Source organism: Lentisphaera marina, assembly GCF_028745505.1.
Classification (GTDB): Bacteria; Verrucomicrobiota; Lentisphaeria; order Lentisphaerales; family Lentisphaeraceae; genus Lentisphaera; species Lentisphaera marina.
The window spans coordinates 77,521-94,366 of record NZ_JAQZZL010000002.1 but is presented as its reverse complement, the minus strand read 5'-3'; the positions used below and the strand labels follow the sequence as shown (position 1 = coordinate 94,366).

Here is a 16,846-nt window from a genome sequence, read left to right as displayed (position 1 = left end):
TCACATGATTGATTTCGACGAATCGTTTAAAAAGATGGCTTTTGAACAGGCCTTCACCGATAAATCCGATGAGCTCTTGGAGAAAATCAGCGATGCTAAACATCGCTATAAGGATGGAGAGGAAATTGGCTCTGGAGGCATGAAAAAAATTGTCAGCTCCTTTGATTCATTTACCGATCGTGAGCTCGCTCGCGCCTACCCTTTAAGTGATGAAACTAAAGTGGATAACTTCATTAGTGAAGTGCGCATCTCAGCTAAATTAGAGCATCCCAATATTATTCCACTCTATGACATCGGTGTTGAAGAGGGGCAAATATTTTTTACTATGAAAAAGCTGAGCGGTCACAACCTCTATGAACTTATCAAAAAATCCAACAGGACTTTATCTCTCAATGATAAACTCGAGATCTTCCTTAAAGTTTGTGATGCTCTCTCATTTGCCCACTCAAAAAATATCCTCCATCTAGATATCAAACCCTCAAATATACAAGTCGATGATTTTGGTCAAGTACTCGTTTGTGACTGGGGCTTGGCTCGGGACTTAAGTGATAATGACACCATTTCAGAAGATTTATCCACTCAGGAAATGTCTCCCAAAGTGCTCAATCTAAGCTACAATAATAAAATCAAGGGAACCCCAGGTTATATGGCTCCGGAACAAATTAGTCGACGCTTTGGTTCTCGTAGTCAAGGTACAGATGTCTTCAGTTTAGGTGCCTTGCTTTATTTCTTACTCACAGAGAAAGAGCCTTTTAGTGGATCAAATGTAGATATACTTCTAAAACAGACAATCAATGGAGATTTCATCGCGCCAATCAAACGCGCGACGAAAAGTCATATCTCCAGTGCTCTCAATGCCGTCGTCATGAAAGCCATGAGAAACAAACGTTCTGAACGCTATGCGAGTGTGAAAAAACTTTCCGATGATATCCGTTCTTACCTACAGGGCTTTGCGACGTCAGCAGAAGAAGCAGGTTTTTTAAAAGAAGTTAAACTTCTCATTATCCGCAATAAAGTTCCCTTTGTCCTCAGTATTTCAGCACTGATCATCACTATGTTACTCACGACTTTTTTCATTCACAAACTACAAGACGAAAAGCAAATTGCACAAGCCGCACAGGCACATGCAGAAGCTATGGCACTAAAATCACTGGAATCCGAAAATGTCGCCCTCAGTGCTCAGAGAGAAACAGAAGCCTCCCGTCTCAAAGCACTGGAATTAATTGAGGATCTTCAGACAGAAAAACAGTTTAGTTCTGAGTTAAAGATTAAAGCCGCAGATGAACTGATGACAAAAGCTTTTATCAACTTTCGGAAAAATAAAAATTACCTCAACGCAACTGCAACCGTTCGTATGGTACTACAACTCAACCCTTCTCACCAGGAAGCCCTATATCATGCTGCTCTCATGGAAATGGGTGCCTTTCAAATGCACAATACCCTTGCTTACCTCAAGCAATATAAAGGCTCTAACGATGTGAAGTGGATTCGTGATAACTGCCTCAAATTTGTCGATGCTAGTGGTCGATTGAAGAAATATACCTGGAAAGAGACACTTGCTTTGACCCAAGAGCTTCTTTATTCCGGCTATGATCCCGATAAAACTTATGTCGCTTGGCATATTAACTCTAGCATAGCCCAAAAATTCTCCATAGAAACCAGTATTAAATATGCTCGTGAATCCATGTCAAAGAGAAATCAGGGGCAAAGCTTTAAATTAGATGCAGCAAAGCTAGAAGACGATACTTATAAAGTTTCCTTAGCAGGTAGCAGTTGTGCCCCTTACGAAGAGATCCGTCACTGGCCAATTTCTGACTTGAACATGAGCTGGACAAATTTTAGAAACCTCAGCATCCTCTGGGGATCCCCCCTTAAAAAGCTCAACATCTCCTTTACACCCGTGAACCATTTGAATGAAATCTGGGATCTAAATATCGAAGAACTCAATATTAGAGGAACCAAAATAGGTAATTATGAGGCCGTTTATAAATATCCCCTGAGAAAGTTAATCATCAATGAGTTTTGTTCCTCACTTCACCGTTTGAACGATATCAAAACACTCAAAGAATTAAGCTTACCCCGCGGTGTTTACTCACAAGATAAAATCAGTAAACTCAATAAAAACATCAAAATTACTTACTATAATCATGGCAGTTAAATCACATAAATATAAAAATCAAGGATTCTTCGGAATCGGTATCATGAACAATGTCAATGGCCTCAATATTGGTACTCTCTGGCGTAGCGCCTACATCATGGGGGCGAGTTATATCTTCACCATAGATAAAAAATACAAAAGCCAAATGAGTGACGTTACCAAGACCTGGAAAAAGATCCCTCTTTATCACTACAAAAATTTTGATGAATTCTATGATAATCAGCCCACGGCCACACGCATTATTGCCGTCGAACTAGATGAAAAAGCCACCATGCTTGCGGACTTTGAACACCCCAACCAAGCCTGTTACCTACTCGGAAATGAACAAGCAGGCCTCTCGCAAAAAGTTCTCAAACGCTGCCATGGAATTGTCCAACTCCCGGGGAACTTCAGCCTCAACGTCGCCGTTGCTGGCTCCATCCTCATGTACGATCGCATCGCCAAACTGGGTGGTGAATTACCGCAATAACAATAAAAGCTTGTTCGCCCTCTACGAGGGTGTTGTCTGTAAGCTCTTTAATAAAATATACCTTTTAAAATCCAGCGGTGAAGGTGCTGTATATGATTAGCTCTGGATGTAGAACAACATACTGTATTGCGGTCGTCGGAGACGGCCAATTCACTTTATCACTTAACTGTCAACTATTAGACCTGAGCGGACCTTAATATAGAAAAACAAGGACTTCCACATGCGTTTTCTACTTATCATCCTCTTCTTTGCTCCGCTTCTCTCGGCCGACATCCTTATCAAAGACCCAGAGTTCAAAAAACACAAAACTGAATGGTGGATGGGAATTGGTCAAGAATACAAAGATTATAAGTATTCATTCAAGCGAAAAATCTTTAAAACTGAACTCAATCATTCCTCTTCACCGCCTTACTTTTCCTTTGCAACCTTCGTCGAGCCTGTCGCTGGGGAAATCTACAAGTTCTCTATTGATATGAAATGTGCTGGTGAAGGCATGGTCTATATGCACACGGTGAACACCGTCCAAGGACTCGATAAAAAAACTCGTGCTGCGGAAGTCGCAAAACGCCAAATGCAAGTAAATCTTGGCTTGCGATTCAAACTAACGTCCTTTGAAAAAGATTGGACGCGTTACACCTGCTACTTCACTGCCAAAGAAAACCCCTATTCCGTTCAGAACGACTGCTTCCACATCATGCTCGGTTCCTACATGGGAAAAATCGAAATGAAAAACCCCCTCTTTGAGCAGGTCGATAAACTACCCGATGGCATAAAGGAAAATGTAATTTCCACCAGTTCGCTTAAATAATTATTTAGTAAAAGAATTTTCTTAGCTTAACTTATAATCATTATAAGTATTTAGGCTAAAACATGAATTCTATCCTTTTTGACTCACAAGAAATCACTCCCAGTAAAGTCGTCTGCATTGGCAGGAACTATGTGGATCATATCAAAGAACTCAATAATGAAATGCCGTCGAGCCCCGTCATTTTTGTAAAACCCAACTCTGCCATTTCTGATCATATCCTTTTAAAGGATGATGATCTACATTACGAAGGTGAAATATGCTTCTTAATTCAAAAGGGGAATATCACTGGGGTCGGTCTGGGGCTCGATCTCACCAAACGCAAGTTGCAATCAGAGCTCAAAGCTAAACAGCTTCCCTGGGAACGTGCCAAGGCTTTCGATAATTCAGCAATTTTTTCTGAATTTATCCACTTTGATAAAAGTCCCGAAAAACTCACTTTGGAAATTAGAAAAAATGGTGAAGTCATTCAATCTGGCGGAGTGGAACTCATGATCTATAAACCACAGGAAATTCTGGAAGAAATCAAAACTTTCATGACTTTGGAAGACGGCGATATCATTATGACAGGAACACCGAAGGGTGTCGGAAAGATATCAGAAGGAGATGCATTTGAAGGCAAGCTTTATAATGATACAGAGCTCATACTAAGAGCGACCTGGCCAATGGTATTAAAAGAGAATAATTCAACCACAGAAAGTCACTGAAAAAAACAGAAACCTTCCGTATAATTAATTCATCCACAGATGACCCTGATTGACTCAGACTCCTATACCATATTTTGTGAAATCTCGTGGATAATATTTACTCGGATTCAGACTAGAGGTCAGCCAATAATTGATACCTCAAAAAAGGTCGGCGATGGCTGCCAACTACTTTGAATTCCCTAAGATAAATTCTACGGCTTCGTCAATTTTTTCGATTTTGAAGTGATGACCCTTAAGCTTGGATTCACCTGTTAACATGAACCTGAGCTTCACCGCCAGCGGCACGGTATTTCGTCACCAAAACATCGCTATTCTCTGCGTTGGGAACAATCATATCATCTTTGTGGATTACAAAGAACAGTGGAACTTTGGCTTTTGCGATCTTCGCAATATCATCGATGGGATTCCTCTTCAATTCATTAGTTCTTCTTCACTCATTTCTTAGACATTTTGGGCTTTAGTCCAATCTCCTTTTGAGCCATCACTCAGACCTTTGGCTGGCTTTAAGTTCTTCAGCTAAGATGCAAAATGTGAAAAATAAGATCAGTAAAAAGCGCATTGGATTCCCTTGTGTATTGATTAGTAATAAGTGTATGACCACCTACCTAGTAAAATTAACAGGAATCAACAAAAAAAGCTTCATAAAATTTATGTAACTAAAGTTCTAATCATTCTATAACTGGGTCACCATGTTGAGTACTCCAAGAAGCATTCGTGCCCGTATTACCTCCCGTCTCTACTCCATTACCTGGTTCACTGTAACCTAGAATATTCCACTGCGCACTCATATCAAAAAAGGGTAAAGCATTCATTGCTTCTACATGTCCATCTAAAAAAGCAATATTGAGTTTAGCCTTATGCCGAGCATAAATTTGCCCTGCCCGAGCAATGACTTCCGTATGGGTCGTGTAATCAATATCCGTTATCGTTCCTAGTTCAGATGCAGAAGGGATAAAAGCCGATAGCTTCACCCCATCATAAGCCCCTGAAAAGCCATAGGAATACTGATAACGGTGCTTATCATCTGCATCTGCGTGATCATGACTCGGGCACATTTGAACTTCATCAGAGGGTAAGTAATCCCATATGCGTACTTTATAAGAGCCCCAAGACTTACTTCCAGATGCCACCTTAGCGGCATCTAAATCATGGGTGTCGTAAAATATTCCCGAATCATAGCGATCCCAAGTACGAGGAGTTCCTCCCTCGGCCGGATCTTCGGATTTCTTGTGATAGGCCCTGCGAGGCCAAAATTCGTTGTCATTATCGCCTGTAAACATCATTGCACCGGTCATATGTTGCTTAATATTATTGACACATTGAATGGTGCGGGCGGACTCGCGCGCTTTGCTTAAAGCCGGCATGAATAAAGATGCTAAAATACCTATAATTGCAACGACAACTAAGACCTCTATTAAACTGAATTTTTTATTTAATACACTCATTTTGAGCCACTTTGTTTTTCTTAACGATATCAAAAAAACAGGATAAAATTTACAAAGTGACAAAAACAAAGGCGCTTAATTAGATAAGCCTGTGAAACCTACATAGTTTGTTAAAGAAAAGGGCCTTTGGTCCGACAGACTTTAGTGTGTGGTGATAGCCACACTAAGGTGACCTCTCAACTAATAGGCCTCACACATGTGAGTCCGAAATAATCTGTCGGACTCACATGCATGAGCCCTTGTTTTCTTTTATTCTCTCACCATATACCTTAGGGGGTACGCTATTTTATACTGGTGCAAAGCACCGACATTATTAACTGATAGTATGCGTAGCCCGATGGCCTGATTCTAAAATTAGATCTAAAACTTGAAAACAAAAAAGGCAGTAACCTAAATTGTTATACCACTAACATAAACATGAGATTGCCATAAAAATGTACATCAGTAAAAAATATCATTGTGGAATTGACTTGCACAAATCGATGTCTTACATCTGCATAGTGGACAAAGAAGAAAATATCTATGAGCACAGAAAAATCAAAAAAAATGACTTCAGTTATATATAAAAAATCTTACGATATACTATCATTGACAGCTAAAGTGAATTTTTCTTATGTTTACAGGTTCTCAAATAATTTGAGCGCATTGTCTATATCTTTTTCCTGAGTAAAAGTACCCACACCCAAGCGTAGACTTCTTTTGGCTAAGTCATCACTTAAGCCCAAGGCTTTTAATACATAGCTCCCTTGCTTTTGTCCTGAGCTGCAGGCCGAACTATTGGAATAAGCGATCTCGTCTAATTCCATTTCCAAATCATCTACTTCGACGTTTGGGAATGTCAGGTTTAAATTACCCAAGAGGCGATTTTCTTTGGGTCCATTGAGCTGAACATCGGGGCAATGTTTGCGAATGCCGCAAAGTAATTTCTCCGTCAATACAGCAATTTCTTTGCGGTGAGACTTATTTTTTGCGATCTCCGCAGCGGCACCTAAGCCCACAACTGCAGCGACATTTACCGTCCCCGAACGCAAGCCATCTTCTTGTCCTCCTCCAGGCATCAAAACTTCTAATTTCTCCTTGGCACGCGTGCAACAATACAAAGCGCCCACACCCTTAGGCCCATTAAATTTATGCGCTGACAAAGACAAATAATCCACATGCTCAAGTTCTAGATCAAGTTTGCCCACCGCTTGAGCCGCATCAGTATGAAATAGTACCGAATTTTCACGACATAAACGTGCGATTTCGGCAATGGGATTAATACTCCCCACTTCATTATTTGCATACATCAGGCTCACTAAACGCGTCTCGGGACGCAAAGCTTGCTCAACTTGCTCGGCACTTATGCAACCCTCTGAATCAGCTTCTAAAATGGTGACTTGGGCACCCAATTGCTGAGCTCGTTCAAAAGCACCTAAAACGCATTTATGCTCAACATTGGAAGTAATGATATGGCATTGATCTATTTCTCCGCGAAATAAACAATGCAAAACGACACCCTGAATAACTAAATGATTGCTCTCTGTTGCACCAGAAGTAAAATAGATCTCATCAATCTTTACATTTAATAAGGATGCCACTTTACCTCGAGCCCACGTAATAGCGTCTTTTGCCTTCCAACCAAAAGCGTGATTACTAGCAGCATTGCCGAATTCCTCTTCTAAAAAAGGTTTCATACGCTCTTTCACCCTTGGATCCAAGGGGGTCGTGGCATTGTTATCGAGGTAAATCATCATTTTCCACTTTCTAAGTTTTAAAATCCCCTTAACTTATGCGTAGTTCATTGCCACGCAAGGCCAAACTGATATCTCAAAGGAATTCCCATGCACGAAAAGTGGATGCAACTCGCAATTGATAATGCCCTAAAAGCTTGGGGCCATACTTCTCCCAACCCACATGTCGGGGCCGTCATCGTCAAAGATGGTGAAGTCATTGCCGATGGCTGGCACAAAAAAGCTGGCACTCATCACGCTGAAAAAGATGCCATTGCCAAAGCTCGTGAAGCTGGTCGTGAAGACGAGCTCTATGGTTCCACCATTTACGTCACTTTGGAGCCCTGCTGCACTTATGGCCGTACCGAACCCTGTACCGAATGGATCATGGAAGCTGGTATCTCGAAGGTCGTTTATGGCTGCACCGATACGAATCCAGAGCACGCCGGACGAGGATTTAATTACCTCCTGCAAGCAGGCGTAGAAATCGAAGGCCCCATCTTAGAAGAAGAATGCCTAGAAATTAATCGCTTCTTCTTTAAATGGATCGATGAACAAAAGCCCTATGTCATTCTCAAAATGGCACAAACACTCGATGGCAAAATTGCTACCGAGAGTGGTCAATCCCAATGGATCACTGGTCCCGAAGCTCGTTTTGAAGTTCAAAAACTACGTCAAGGATGTGATGCCATCATGGTGGGAGCCGAAACCATTCGCCAAGATAATCCTTCTCTTAATGTCCGTGAAATAGAAAACCCTCGACACCCACTGCCTTTTATCTGGACACGGAATAAACTCGAGGGCGATTACAAAGTCCTCTCCCAAGATAACAAAGCCGAATTTTGTCATGCACAGAGTGAAGAAGAATGGAATGCCTTCCTTGAAGAAATTGGCTCACGAGAAATCACTTCCCTACTTCTAGAAGGCGGTGGATGGCTCGCATCTTCCGCCCTTTCAGCTGGCATTGTGGACGAAGTTCAATTCTTCATCGCTCCCAAAATTCTTGGCGGTGAGTCCAGCCGTAGTTCCGTAAGTGGTCCCAATCCACTTTCCCTTGACGAAGCCATTGATTTGGACTCCGTGAAAACAAAAGTTTGCGGCAAGGATATTCTCGTCATCGCCAAGCCAAAGTATAAATAACTTTCATTAAGTTTTAGTCTGGCTTCGGGGGCTCCCCGACCGCCGGAGGCAAGGATACATAAGTCCTATGTAAATTCCCCCTCCCCACTAATGCCTAACCTAACTAGGGCTTTTAGGGAGTGAAACTAAAACCACACCAATAATGACTAGGCTCGCTCCAATAATTCTCTTTAAATCAATTGACCGTACTTCAGTTCCGAAAGCGCCGAAATGATCCAGTAAAATCGAAAGAATAATCTGACCACACAAGGCCGCCATCACCACATTGGCCACGCCTACTTTAGGTACTGAAAGAATCACTGAAGTTACAAAAACTGCTCCCAAGGCGCCACCAATTAAAATCGTTTTGGGGGCCGCAAAAACTTTCGATGGATTCGGTAAGCCCGCCTTTAGCAAAACACTCGCCATCAATAAAACAATGATCCCAATGCTAAAGGAAACAATCGCCGCATGCAGCGGATGATCCAAGTACTTGCCTAAAGCTGAGTTAACAGAGCCTTGCAGAGCAATGAGGCTGCCCACAAAAAACATAAAAATGATAATACCTAACTGATTCACAAAAAAGTCCTTTTCTATTTCTTCATACTACATGGAGAGCTCAACACATCAAGGAACTGCCACACAGGCAAATAAAAAATATTAATCCGTAGATCTAGTCTTGCAGATCCACTCAGATAAAAAACTTAGTTCCTTGGCGACTTGCCAAGAGATAAAAACATATCAGAAAAGCATTAAGCTATAATTGATTCCGCAAATAATTTTTCTCGCGAAGACGCAAAGGAAGTGATCCAAATATTATTGAACTAGAGCCTCTACGTAAAGCTCAGATGTAAACTCCGCATTCCATGTACTTTTTGCAGCTAAGATGAAAGAAAGCATCCACAGGAGTTCCTAACTCAGATAAAAAACTTGCTTGGCGACTTGGCGAGCAATAATTATTGCACTACGCACTAAGTACTTAAATACTTTTTTTATCTTTCGTGAAAGTTTCTCTTCTCTTCTTGCGATTTAGTTTGTAAGCTTTCTAAATTAACATCGGAGTAAATAATGAAAAAAATTCTAGTTTTATTAATCATTTTCGGAATGACTTTCCACCTCAGTGCAGCTAAAAAAGGCGGCGGTAAAAAGGGCGGAAGCAGCAAAAAAACGACGAGTTCGAAAACCACCAAATCAAAAAAATCTTCTAGCAAAGAAAAGTCGACAAAAGAGAAAGCAAGTAAAGAAAAATCTACCAAAGAGAAATCCACGGATAAAGCCGCCAAGGAAAAATCCACCGACAAGAGTGCTGAAAAAACGACTAAGCACGCCGAAAAAACTGGGCACGAACATGAAAAAGGCGATGGCATTGCCCACCACAACGAAAAAACTGGTCATGATCATGAGAAGGGTTTTCACCTAGAGAAACATAACGAAAAAACGGGTCACGATCACGAGAATCACGCCGATAAAAAAGCCGACCACCAAGAAGCCAAGAACACAAATGGGCAGGAGAAAATGGCAAATGCTCAAACAGGTATAAAAGAAACGAAAGGCAGAGATCGTCTCACTAAAGAAGAACGCCGTGAGCGTTGGTTAGAGAGACAAGAAGAACGTCGCGAGGAAAAAGCCGAAACTAAAAAAGAAGATACTCTTTCTAAATAAGATTTATTTTACTATCGAATGATAGAGCCACTGAGGGCCAATTTTTTTGAAATGTGATTTTTCACGATGTTCAAAGATTTGGCCTTCATTTGCGTAAGTCGCAATAAACTCCACTTCGCCCACTGAATCGTTTTTGGCGACCTTAATTAAACGTGTCGGCTATCCCACCTCCGCTTGCCCATAGGGCACATAGCCATGGAGTCAGTTGATTTCTTGAGTATTCTGGCTAATCCATGCTGAAAAAACTTCGTCTGAAATCTTACTGGATGCTAACTCCATAAAAACCTTATAGACATCTTCATCACTAGCATTTAAGTGAAAATTATTGGACACTAGAAAATATTCACAGAGCACTAAGGCGACACGTTTATTGCCATCAACAAATGGGTGCTTTTTACAAAAGCCAATTGCATAAGCGGCAGCTAATTGCGGGATAGTGGGGGCCTCGTATAAGAAAAGGTTTTTAGCCTTATTTAAGGCTGAAAGAAACATCCCTTTATCGCGAACTCCAGGTAATCCACCATGCTCAAGTAATTGTTCTTTATGAATGTATATAACTAAGCGTTCACTTAGCCACTTTGGCTCAATCATTCACCAAGCTTCTTAAGCACGTTGCGGCGCTTTTTCATAATTTGATCTGCCAAATCCATTTCTTGTCCAAAATCTGGATCATAAGGACTGAGCTCGATTCCATTTTGTGTTTCAATCAAGAAGAGTTCGTCACCATTTTCTACTCGAAGGCGCTGCAAAAATTCTTTAGGAAAAACCATACCTGTAGAATTTCCTACTTTTCTTAATTTCAAACTTGTCGTCATTTACAAACCTCTTATGTTATTACATAAATAATAACACAAATTGTCTGCAATTGCAAACACTTCATCTTAAAATCTTTGCGAAGATCAGCCTAAGCTCGCTTAGGCAATTATCGAATGATAGAGCCACTGAGGGCCATTTTTTTTGAAATGTGATTTTTCACGATGTTCAAAGATTTGGCCTTCATTTGCGTAAGTCGCAAGAAACTCCACTTCACCTTCCGTATCGCTCTTCTCTCCCTTGCTCTTTGAAAGAATTTTGAGTTCCAACCACTGACAGTTTTGAAAAGTGTCCAAGATCTCCTGACGATCATTGGGGCCCGATAAATTCTGATGCTGAGTTCGCAAAAGGTAATCCACATTATGTTTCACAAAGGCGCAATAACGCGAACGCATTAATTGTTCTGCCGATTCGGGGTAGGCACCCTGATGATAAAGCCAACAGCAACTCTCATAAATTTGACCACTTCCGCATGGGCACATAATAATCTCTCATAAATTCTTAACTCATTGCAATCTAAACGAAACTCCACTTTTCGCGAGTGATTAAAGAGATTTCCTCAAGAATTCACAAAGTTCATCTAGCTTTCACATAAAGTTCACATTTCTCACTTTTAGTAATTGATATGTTGAAGTTGGGCGAAGCCTTGAGTCGCCTGGTCAAGGAAAGGCATTTCCTTGCTGGGGAGCTCGAGGGGACAGAGTCCCTCTCGAAGATCATATAAAAGATTTTAAAAATAAGCAATGAGGACGCCATGAGTGATGAACCGAACTACCTAAATCAATTCCCCAAATTATTGAATTTTCTCAAGGATTCATTAATACTCAAAATTGCGATAATCGCCATCATTATTTCGCTCCTCTATATCCCCAAATCCCTCATCTTAGAACTCATTGCCGAACGAGAACAACGCAGTGAAGAAGTTATCAATACTATCCACCAAAAATGGGGGGGGTCTCAAAGTATCAATGGCCCTATCCTAAGCATTCCCTTTGAATCCGAGAAAGGCATTCAGTACCTACATCTCAATCCCGAGGAACTCGATATTCAGGGGCAGATTCATCCCGAAGAACGTAAAAAATCCATTTTCAGCACCATCGTTTACAAGAGTGAAGTCGACTACAGCTTCACTTATGATCTGCAAGCACTCAAAGAGATCAGCCCTGCGCAAAAACTCCTCTTCGACAAAGCTATTCTCAGTTTTGGGATCAGTGACCTCAAGGGACTCAGCCGAAGCATCACACTCAATTTTGATGACAAACAAATTAATGCTCGTCCGAGCATCCCAGTAAATAATGGCTTAAAAGACGGCTTTCATTTTCCCCTTGCTTTGGATCCCCAACAAGCCCTTTTGAATATGAACACCAACTTACAATTTAATGGGAGTCAGCAATTGAGTTTCACGCCTAATGGACGGAAAACAATCGTGCAATTGCAATCATCTTGGCCTCACCCTGGCTTTGAGGGCAAGTACTTACCTGACTCATATGAAATCAGTGATCATGGATTTGATTCCCATTGGGAGATCCATGATTTACAACGTAATTTCATCAGTTCTTGGCGTGATCATGAACAAAGTATGAGTGCTGAACATTGTACCGTAAGACTCATTCAAATCAATGGTAGCTACAGCCAAGTTCACCGCTTGGTTAAGTATACCTTGCTATTTTTATGCTTCACTTTTGCCGCCATCTTTATATGCGAGCGCCTGAGCCAGCAAGTCATTCATCCTCTGCAGTACATTCTTTTTGGCTTTGCCTCACTGATGTTTTACGTACTCCTGCTCTCCATCTCCGAGCACATCAGCTTCATGTATGCTTACTTAATTGCCTCGTGCACTTCGACCCTGATGATCAGTTTCTACTCATTAAGCATATTGAGTAACTGGAAAAACTCCCTCAGTATTGCCCTGACAACGGGAGCTCTTTATGCCTACTTATATGGCACCATTCAACTCGAGGACTACGCCCTACTCATGGGAAGCATCGGTTTAATCATCACCCTTGCGGTCGTCATGTACTTCACCAGAGATTTAAAGTCATACAAAAGAGCGGAGATTGAAGCATGAAAGAGCCCATAAAATTTAGTTCCGAGGCTTTAAGGCGCCTCCATGAATTTATTACATCGCATGAACTCTGTCGCGATGAAGCCCGCCAAGCTGATTTACGGAATATCATTGAGGCTCTATTGGAGCCCTCTAGTGAAGAGATCTCACTCGAAGCCCTAGAAGTTGCGCTCACCAAAGTTAGTCAGGATATGGCTTTATCATTGGACATGAAATCGGGGAAAATGATTTATTCTGATCCGCAAAAAACTAAACCTGATGCAAAGAGAACCAAGGCCTCATTAGGACCCGGCGACTTCACTTCTGGCAAGACTTGTTACTATATTTTCTTCACCGTGCTCTTACCCCTCGCCGCCATTATTATTGAACTAATTTACCGCCCTTTTAGCGATAGTTTTTTTGATCCCTTGCCCGACTTCCTTCATGTTATTCTTTGTTCACTTCCTCCGCTGAATAATCTCATTGTTTACCTTCAATTAAAAAGCAAAAAAGCTTATAATCCCAAAATTATCACTCTGCAAAATGCAGCTTTAGCAGCCTCATTTTATTATTGCCTCTACTTTGTCCCTCTCTCACCATTGAGTGCCTTGGCAATTCTTTTTATGGGCATGGGATTTTTGAGCCTTTCGCCACTCTTTAGCTTCTCTGGAGTTTACCGCCTGCGAAAACGTTATTATCAAATGCACCAAATCAAGTCCTCCAAACTCAGCGCTTTTCTCAAGGCCATTGCCCTTCTTCTTGTGCTCCTAATCATCAGTAAAACCTCTACGGCAATCACCGAATATGGCATTAGCCAATACCTCAAGGCGACTAATCCTAAGGAAGAAGCCCAAGCAGCTTCCTTCATCCGAAGTTGGGGTTCAAGTGAACATATTCTCAAAAAAGCACAACGTGGCTTTGGATCTGGCACTGCGGCCGTCGGCGATTTTCCCGTCAATAATCACATTCCAAAAATCGTGCTCCAGAAACTCTATTTCCAGGTCACGGGAGAAATGGTCCATCAAATCAAAAAGATCTCTGTAATGGGACGAAGTCATAGTCGTGAAATGAGCCGTCGCTGGCGTCGAGATAACGACATCGGTGACCAAGAAATTGGCGCAAAACAAGATGTACTCTTCCTCGTCAGTTCTCAATTCGATAGTAAACTCGATGCGGATCCCGCAATTGCTTATAGCGAATGGATCATGGAATTCGAAAATCAACACCAATTTCAAAATCGCGAAGCTCGCATGGAAATCCTACTCCCAGATCAAGCCGTGCTCAGTCGGCTCACACTTTGGGTCAATGGAGAAGAACGCGAAGCGGCCTTTGCAAAAAATTCAAAAGTCATTAGTGCTTATAAAAATATTGTCAGGCAAAACCGCGATCCCGTACTCGTGACCTGGAGTGCCAAAAACCGTATTTTTGTGGAATGCTTTCCCGTGCTTCCTCAAGAGCGCATGAAAATTCGACTGGGAATCACTAGCCCCATGCCCTTGAGTCAAGACAAAAAGAAAGCATACTTTTATCCTCCGCAAATCCTGGCTTCCAATTTTCATTTAGCTAAGAACTTAAATCATGATATCTGGCTAGAAGCCAAGCAGAGTATTTCTAGCCCCACAATCAAAAACTTGAGTTTAGAGCAGAGTCAAAAGCAAGATTTTTCTCTACGTGGAAAACTCAGTCATACGCAAATGACGCAGCTATTTCGCGCCGAGTTACCCCGACGTGACATCGATCAATTTTGGGGCTTAGATCATCACGACGAGAGTAAAATCATCCGCTCAACAATCCATTATGACTCCCCTTTCCCAAGAGAAAAATTCCTCGTCCTCATCGATGCTTCATCAAGTATGAGTAAAGAAAAAGACACTCTGATCCCCAGCTTAAAAAAACTTCTCAAGCATCCCAATTTTCGCATTTTCCTTGCCGAAGATGAGCTCACAGAAATCAAAAGTATTGAACAATTTATCGACTTTGATTTCGAAGGGGGACGCGACAATCTTTATGCCCTCGATCAAGTCATAGAACTCACGGATCAGCATCACTCCATTATTTGGTTGCACGGTCCCCAACCCTACCAATTGAGTACCAGTAAAAAGCTAAATCAATACCAAAAACGACGCGGTCTCGTCCCCATCTATAACTTTCAATTTAGCGAGGGTGCCAACAAAGTTTTGCAAGAAATAAAAAACTCTCCTCATTACTCAAATTTAGCTGCTAGCAATCGCACTGAACTCATCGATTTATTTGATCGTATGCTCAATCCGACTCAATGGCCTCACTTCAAACGTGAGTATGTCGATGCCGAATCCTTCAACAAAAATGAGTATCAGGCATCTTCTCACCTCTGTCGACTCATGGTAGCGGACGAAGCCCTGCAATGTTATTTCTCGGATCAATCAAATTATGATGTCATGGCCGCAAAAGCCGCCCGTTATCAATTGGTCACGCCCCTCTCTGGTGCGGTTGTTCTGGAGACCCAAGCTCAGTATGATGCCGCCGGACTTGAACCCGTTGATTCCGCATCCGTGCCAAGCGTACCCGAACCCGAGACTTGGGCCTTAATCATTATACTCTGCCTATTGCTCATCTATTATTCCTACACTAAAAAAGCTAGCCTGCTGAAACAGTATTAATGAAACTCTCTCATGCCATTTTGCTTTGCTTACTCGCCAATTGGCCCAGTTTGTTGTGGTTATTCCATCGCTTTCAAGAAAGCGATGGTCACTGCCTCTTCGCCTTGCTCATCTTAGTTTTTTTCTGCCTCAGAGAAAAGACCGCCAATTTACGACTTAATCAGCAGAGCCTGAAGCTGAGTCTAGCCTTGAATTTACTCAGCCTCATTGCCTTATTTTATGGCCTCCCTGCTATTGCCATCAGCTTTATCCTCATCATTAATCTCAACCTCTTTATTTCTTGCATCTTCAAGCAAACTTGGCATTGGCCAAGCCTTGCTCTTTTAGCCTTAACTTTACCCATCATGGCCAGCGTGCAGTTTTTCTTGGGCTACCCATTGCGTTTATTCGCAACTCAAGCAAGTGCACTCATCTTAAAAATTGGTGGTATACACGTTTCTGCACATGGCACTGTCTTGGAATGGCAAGGTCGACAAACTATTGTCGATGCCCCTTGTAGCGGCATCAATATTTTGTGGGCTGGACTACTACTGATCAGTATAATTTCTATTCATGAAAAACTTGCTAGCAAAGAATTCTTTCGCTTCTTTAGCCTTGGTTTTCTCATCATTATTGCCGCCAATATCATCCGCAATACCGCCTTATTTTACTTGGAAAATACCCCACTTGAGCTCCCGCACTTCGCCCACAATGCTTTAGGACTCTTTATCTTTGCCCTCTTCGCATTCAGTTTAATCTACCTACAAAAAAGGATGAGTCATGCAAAAAATCTATCTTAGTCTCTGCCTCTTCATTGCCCTCATCAGCTCTGGGTATCAGCCTCCCCATTGCATGCCTGCAGAAGATTTTGATTGGCCCCAAGAACTCGAAGGTAAGGCATTACAAGAAATTCCCATGGGCGAACAAGACAAAGTTTTTCTACGCCATTTCCCTGGGAAAGTCGGGCGTTTTCACGATGGCGAAAAGGAATATATCCTGCGCTACGTCACTCGCCCCAGTCGTAAATTGCATTCCGCTTCAGTTTGCCTCAAATCCAATGGCGCAAAAGTCACCTATTTGCCCCTCCAAAAAGATATACAAGGTCGTTTATGGTCGCAATTCAATGCTCATTGGAAAGGCAAATTTTATCTCGTTTCAGAGATCATTATTGATAGCGAAGATAAAACACTTAGCGATGCCTCCTCTTGGTATTGGAAAGCTTTATTCAAACAAACACAAGGTCCTTGGCTCTCCATTACAAAAATCCAAGAAATTCCTGCTAGCAAAAGCTAAA

The 16,846-nt window shown here is 41.8% G+C and carries 18 protein-coding genes; 10 read left to right on the top strand and 8 right to left on the bottom strand.

The window, feature by feature from the left end; translation table 11 throughout:
* Positions 1-4 precede the first annotated feature (4 nt).
* The 4 genes from PQO01_RS11375 to PQO01_RS11360 all read left to right on the top strand — a co-directional run bounded on the left by PQO01_RS11375 (position 5) and on the right by PQO01_RS11360 (position 4,139).
* Positions 5-2,158: a protein kinase domain-containing protein gene (locus PQO01_RS11375; protein WP_274314148.1), complete on the top strand. Its 2,154-nt coding sequence runs from the start codon at positions 5-7 to the stop codon at positions 2,156-2,158.
* A gap of 43 nt (positions 2,159-2,201) precedes the next feature.
* Positions 2,202-2,627 (top strand): RNA methyltransferase, encoded by a 426-nt coding sequence (locus tag PQO01_RS11370; RefSeq protein WP_274314147.1) that lies wholly within the window; start codon positions 2,202-2,204, stop codon positions 2,625-2,627.
* Positions 2,628-2,847: 220 nt separating this feature from the next.
* Positions 2,848-3,435, top strand: a complete 588-nt coding sequence (locus tag PQO01_RS11365) for a hypothetical protein (protein WP_274314146.1) — start codon at positions 2,848-2,850, stop codon at positions 3,433-3,435.
* A gap of 62 nt (positions 3,436-3,497) precedes the next feature.
* Positions 3,498-4,139, top strand: coding sequence for a fumarylacetoacetate hydrolase family protein (locus tag PQO01_RS11360; protein WP_274314145.1), 642 nt, complete (start codon positions 3,498-3,500; stop codon positions 4,137-4,139).
* 244 nt (positions 4,140-4,383) lie between these two features.
* Here the strand turns inward: PQO01_RS11360 and PQO01_RS11355 are convergent, their stop codons facing one another.
* From PQO01_RS11355 to PQO01_RS11345, 3 genes are all read right to left on the bottom strand, one after another.
* Entirely contained in the window at positions 4,384-4,554 is a 171-nt protein-coding gene (locus PQO01_RS11355) for a hypothetical protein (RefSeq protein WP_274314144.1), read from the bottom strand.
* A gap of 253 nt (positions 4,555-4,807) precedes the next feature.
* Complete coding sequence (locus PQO01_RS11350) at positions 4,808-5,584, bottom strand: type II secretion system protein (protein WP_274314143.1); 777 nt, start codon at positions 5,582-5,584, stop codon at positions 4,808-4,810.
* Positions 5,585-6,201: 617 nt separating this feature from the next.
* Positions 6,202-7,320 carry a cysteine desulfurase family protein gene (locus PQO01_RS11345; protein WP_274314142.1) on the bottom strand — a complete coding sequence of 373 codons (1,119 nt, stop codon included), beginning with the start codon at positions 7,318-7,320 and terminating at the stop codon, positions 6,202-6,204.
* Between the two features lie 87 nt (positions 7,321-7,407).
* On the opposite strand from PQO01_RS11345, the gene ribD reads away from it, so the two are divergent.
* On the top strand, positions 7,408-8,436 hold the full coding sequence (gene ribD, locus PQO01_RS11340; protein WP_274314141.1) for a bifunctional diaminohydroxyphosphoribosylaminopyrimidine deaminase/5-amino-6-(5-phosphoribosylamino)uracil reductase RibD: 1,029 nt from the start codon (positions 7,408-7,410) through the stop codon (positions 8,434-8,436).
* A gap of 99 nt (positions 8,437-8,535) precedes the next feature.
* On the opposite strand, the gene PQO01_RS11335 is transcribed toward ribD, so the two are convergent.
* Positions 8,536-8,994 carry a DMT family transporter gene (locus PQO01_RS11335; RefSeq protein WP_274314140.1) on the bottom strand — a complete coding sequence of 153 codons (459 nt, stop codon included), beginning with the start codon at positions 8,992-8,994 and terminating at the stop codon, positions 8,536-8,538.
* Between the two features lie 489 nt (positions 8,995-9,483).
* Here PQO01_RS11335 and PQO01_RS11330 point away from each other — a divergent pair, with 489 nt between their 5' ends.
* Entirely contained in the window at positions 9,484-10,077 is a 594-nt protein-coding gene (locus PQO01_RS11330) for a hypothetical protein (protein WP_274314139.1), read from the top strand.
* Between the two features lie 3 nt (positions 10,078-10,080).
* Here PQO01_RS11330 and PQO01_RS21640 read toward each other — a convergent pair whose 3' ends face one another.
* The 4 genes from PQO01_RS21640 to PQO01_RS11315 form a co-directional block, all read right to left on the bottom strand.
* Complete coding sequence (locus tag PQO01_RS21640) at positions 10,081-10,224, bottom strand: YchJ family metal-binding protein (RefSeq protein ID WP_420792927.1); 144 nt, start codon at positions 10,222-10,224, stop codon at positions 10,081-10,083.
* Positions 10,225-10,278: 54 nt separating this feature from the next.
* Positions 10,279-10,668 carry a type II toxin-antitoxin system death-on-curing family toxin gene (locus tag PQO01_RS11325; protein ID WP_274314138.1) on the bottom strand — a complete coding sequence of 130 codons (390 nt, stop codon included), beginning with the start codon at positions 10,666-10,668 and terminating at the stop codon, positions 10,279-10,281.
* Entirely contained in the window at positions 10,665-10,892 is a 228-nt protein-coding gene (locus PQO01_RS11320; RefSeq protein WP_274314137.1) for an AbrB/MazE/SpoVT family DNA-binding domain-containing protein, read from the bottom strand. Before PQO01_RS11320 ends, PQO01_RS11325 begins: the two co-directional genes overlap by 4 nt.
* 99 nt (positions 10,893-10,991) lie before the next feature.
* Entirely contained in the window at positions 10,992-11,372 is a 381-nt protein-coding gene (locus PQO01_RS11315; RefSeq protein WP_274314136.1) for a YchJ family protein, read from the bottom strand.
* A 272-nt stretch (positions 11,373-11,644) separates the two neighbouring features.
* Here PQO01_RS11315 and creD point away from each other — a divergent pair, with 272 nt between their 5' ends.
* From creD to PQO01_RS11295, 4 genes are read left to right on the top strand one after another with little or no spacing between them, the layout of a single operon-like run.
* Entirely contained in the window at positions 11,645-12,958 is a 1,314-nt protein-coding gene (creD, locus tag PQO01_RS11310; RefSeq protein WP_274314135.1) for a cell envelope integrity protein CreD, read from the top strand.
* A complete protein-coding gene (locus PQO01_RS11305) occupies positions 12,955-15,573 on the top strand; it encodes a VIT domain-containing protein (protein WP_274314134.1) in 2,619 nt (872 codons plus the stop codon). Before creD ends, PQO01_RS11305 begins: the two co-directional genes overlap by 4 nt.
* On the top strand, positions 15,573-16,352 hold the full coding sequence (locus tag PQO01_RS11300; protein ID WP_274314133.1) for an archaeosortase/exosortase family protein: 780 nt from the start codon (positions 15,573-15,575) through the stop codon (positions 16,350-16,352). The genes PQO01_RS11305 and PQO01_RS11300 overlap by 1 nt, the downstream gene beginning before the upstream one ends.
* Positions 16,333-16,845: a hypothetical protein gene (locus PQO01_RS11295; RefSeq protein WP_274314132.1), complete on the top strand. Its 513-nt coding sequence runs from the start codon at positions 16,333-16,335 to the stop codon at positions 16,843-16,845. The genes PQO01_RS11300 and PQO01_RS11295 overlap by 20 nt, the downstream gene beginning before the upstream one ends.
* Position 16,846: the final 1 nt, after the last annotated feature.

Coding starts and splice junctions, on each gene's coding strand:
- PQO01_RS11365 (WP_274314146.1), top strand. CDS start 2,848: ATGCGTTTTCTACTTATCATCCTCTTCTTTGCTCCGCTTCTCTCGGCC.
- creD (WP_274314135.1), top strand. CDS start 11,645: ATGAGTGATGAACCGAACTACCTAAATCAATTCCCCAAATTATTGAAT.
- PQO01_RS11300 (WP_274314133.1), top strand. CDS start 15,573: ATGAAACTCTCTCATGCCATTTTGCTTTGCTTACTCGCCAATTGGCCC.
- PQO01_RS11320 (WP_274314137.1), bottom strand. CDS start 10,892: ATGACGACAAGTTTGAAATTAAGAAAAGTAGGAAATTCTACAGGTATG.
- ribD (WP_274314141.1), top strand. CDS start 7,408: ATGCACGAAAAGTGGATGCAACTCGCAATTGATAATGCCCTAAAAGCT.
- PQO01_RS11360 (WP_274314145.1), top strand. CDS start 3,498: ATGAATTCTATCCTTTTTGACTCACAAGAAATCACTCCCAGTAAAGTC.
- PQO01_RS11345 (WP_274314142.1), bottom strand. CDS start 7,320: ATGATGATTTACCTCGATAACAATGCCACGACCCCCTTGGATCCAAGG.
- PQO01_RS11370 (WP_274314147.1), top strand. CDS start 2,202: ATGAACAATGTCAATGGCCTCAATATTGGTACTCTCTGGCGTAGCGCC.
- PQO01_RS11325 (WP_274314138.1), bottom strand. CDS start 10,668: ATGATTGAGCCAAAGTGGCTAAGTGAACGCTTAGTTATATACATTCAT.
- PQO01_RS11305 (WP_274314134.1), top strand. CDS start 12,955: ATGAAAGAGCCCATAAAATTTAGTTCCGAGGCTTTAAGGCGCCTCCAT.
- PQO01_RS11375 (WP_274314148.1), top strand. CDS start 5: ATGATTGATTTCGACGAATCGTTTAAAAAGATGGCTTTTGAACAGGCC.
- PQO01_RS11315 (WP_274314136.1), bottom strand. CDS start 11,372: ATGTGCCCATGCGGAAGTGGTCAAATTTATGAGAGTTGCTGTTGGCTT.
- PQO01_RS11295 (WP_274314132.1), top strand. CDS start 16,333: ATGCAAAAAATCTATCTTAGTCTCTGCCTCTTCATTGCCCTCATCAGC.
- PQO01_RS11350 (WP_274314143.1), bottom strand. CDS start 5,584: ATGAGTGTATTAAATAAAAAATTCAGTTTAATAGAGGTCTTAGTTGTC.
- PQO01_RS11330 (WP_274314139.1), top strand. CDS start 9,484: ATGAAAAAAATTCTAGTTTTATTAATCATTTTCGGAATGACTTTCCAC.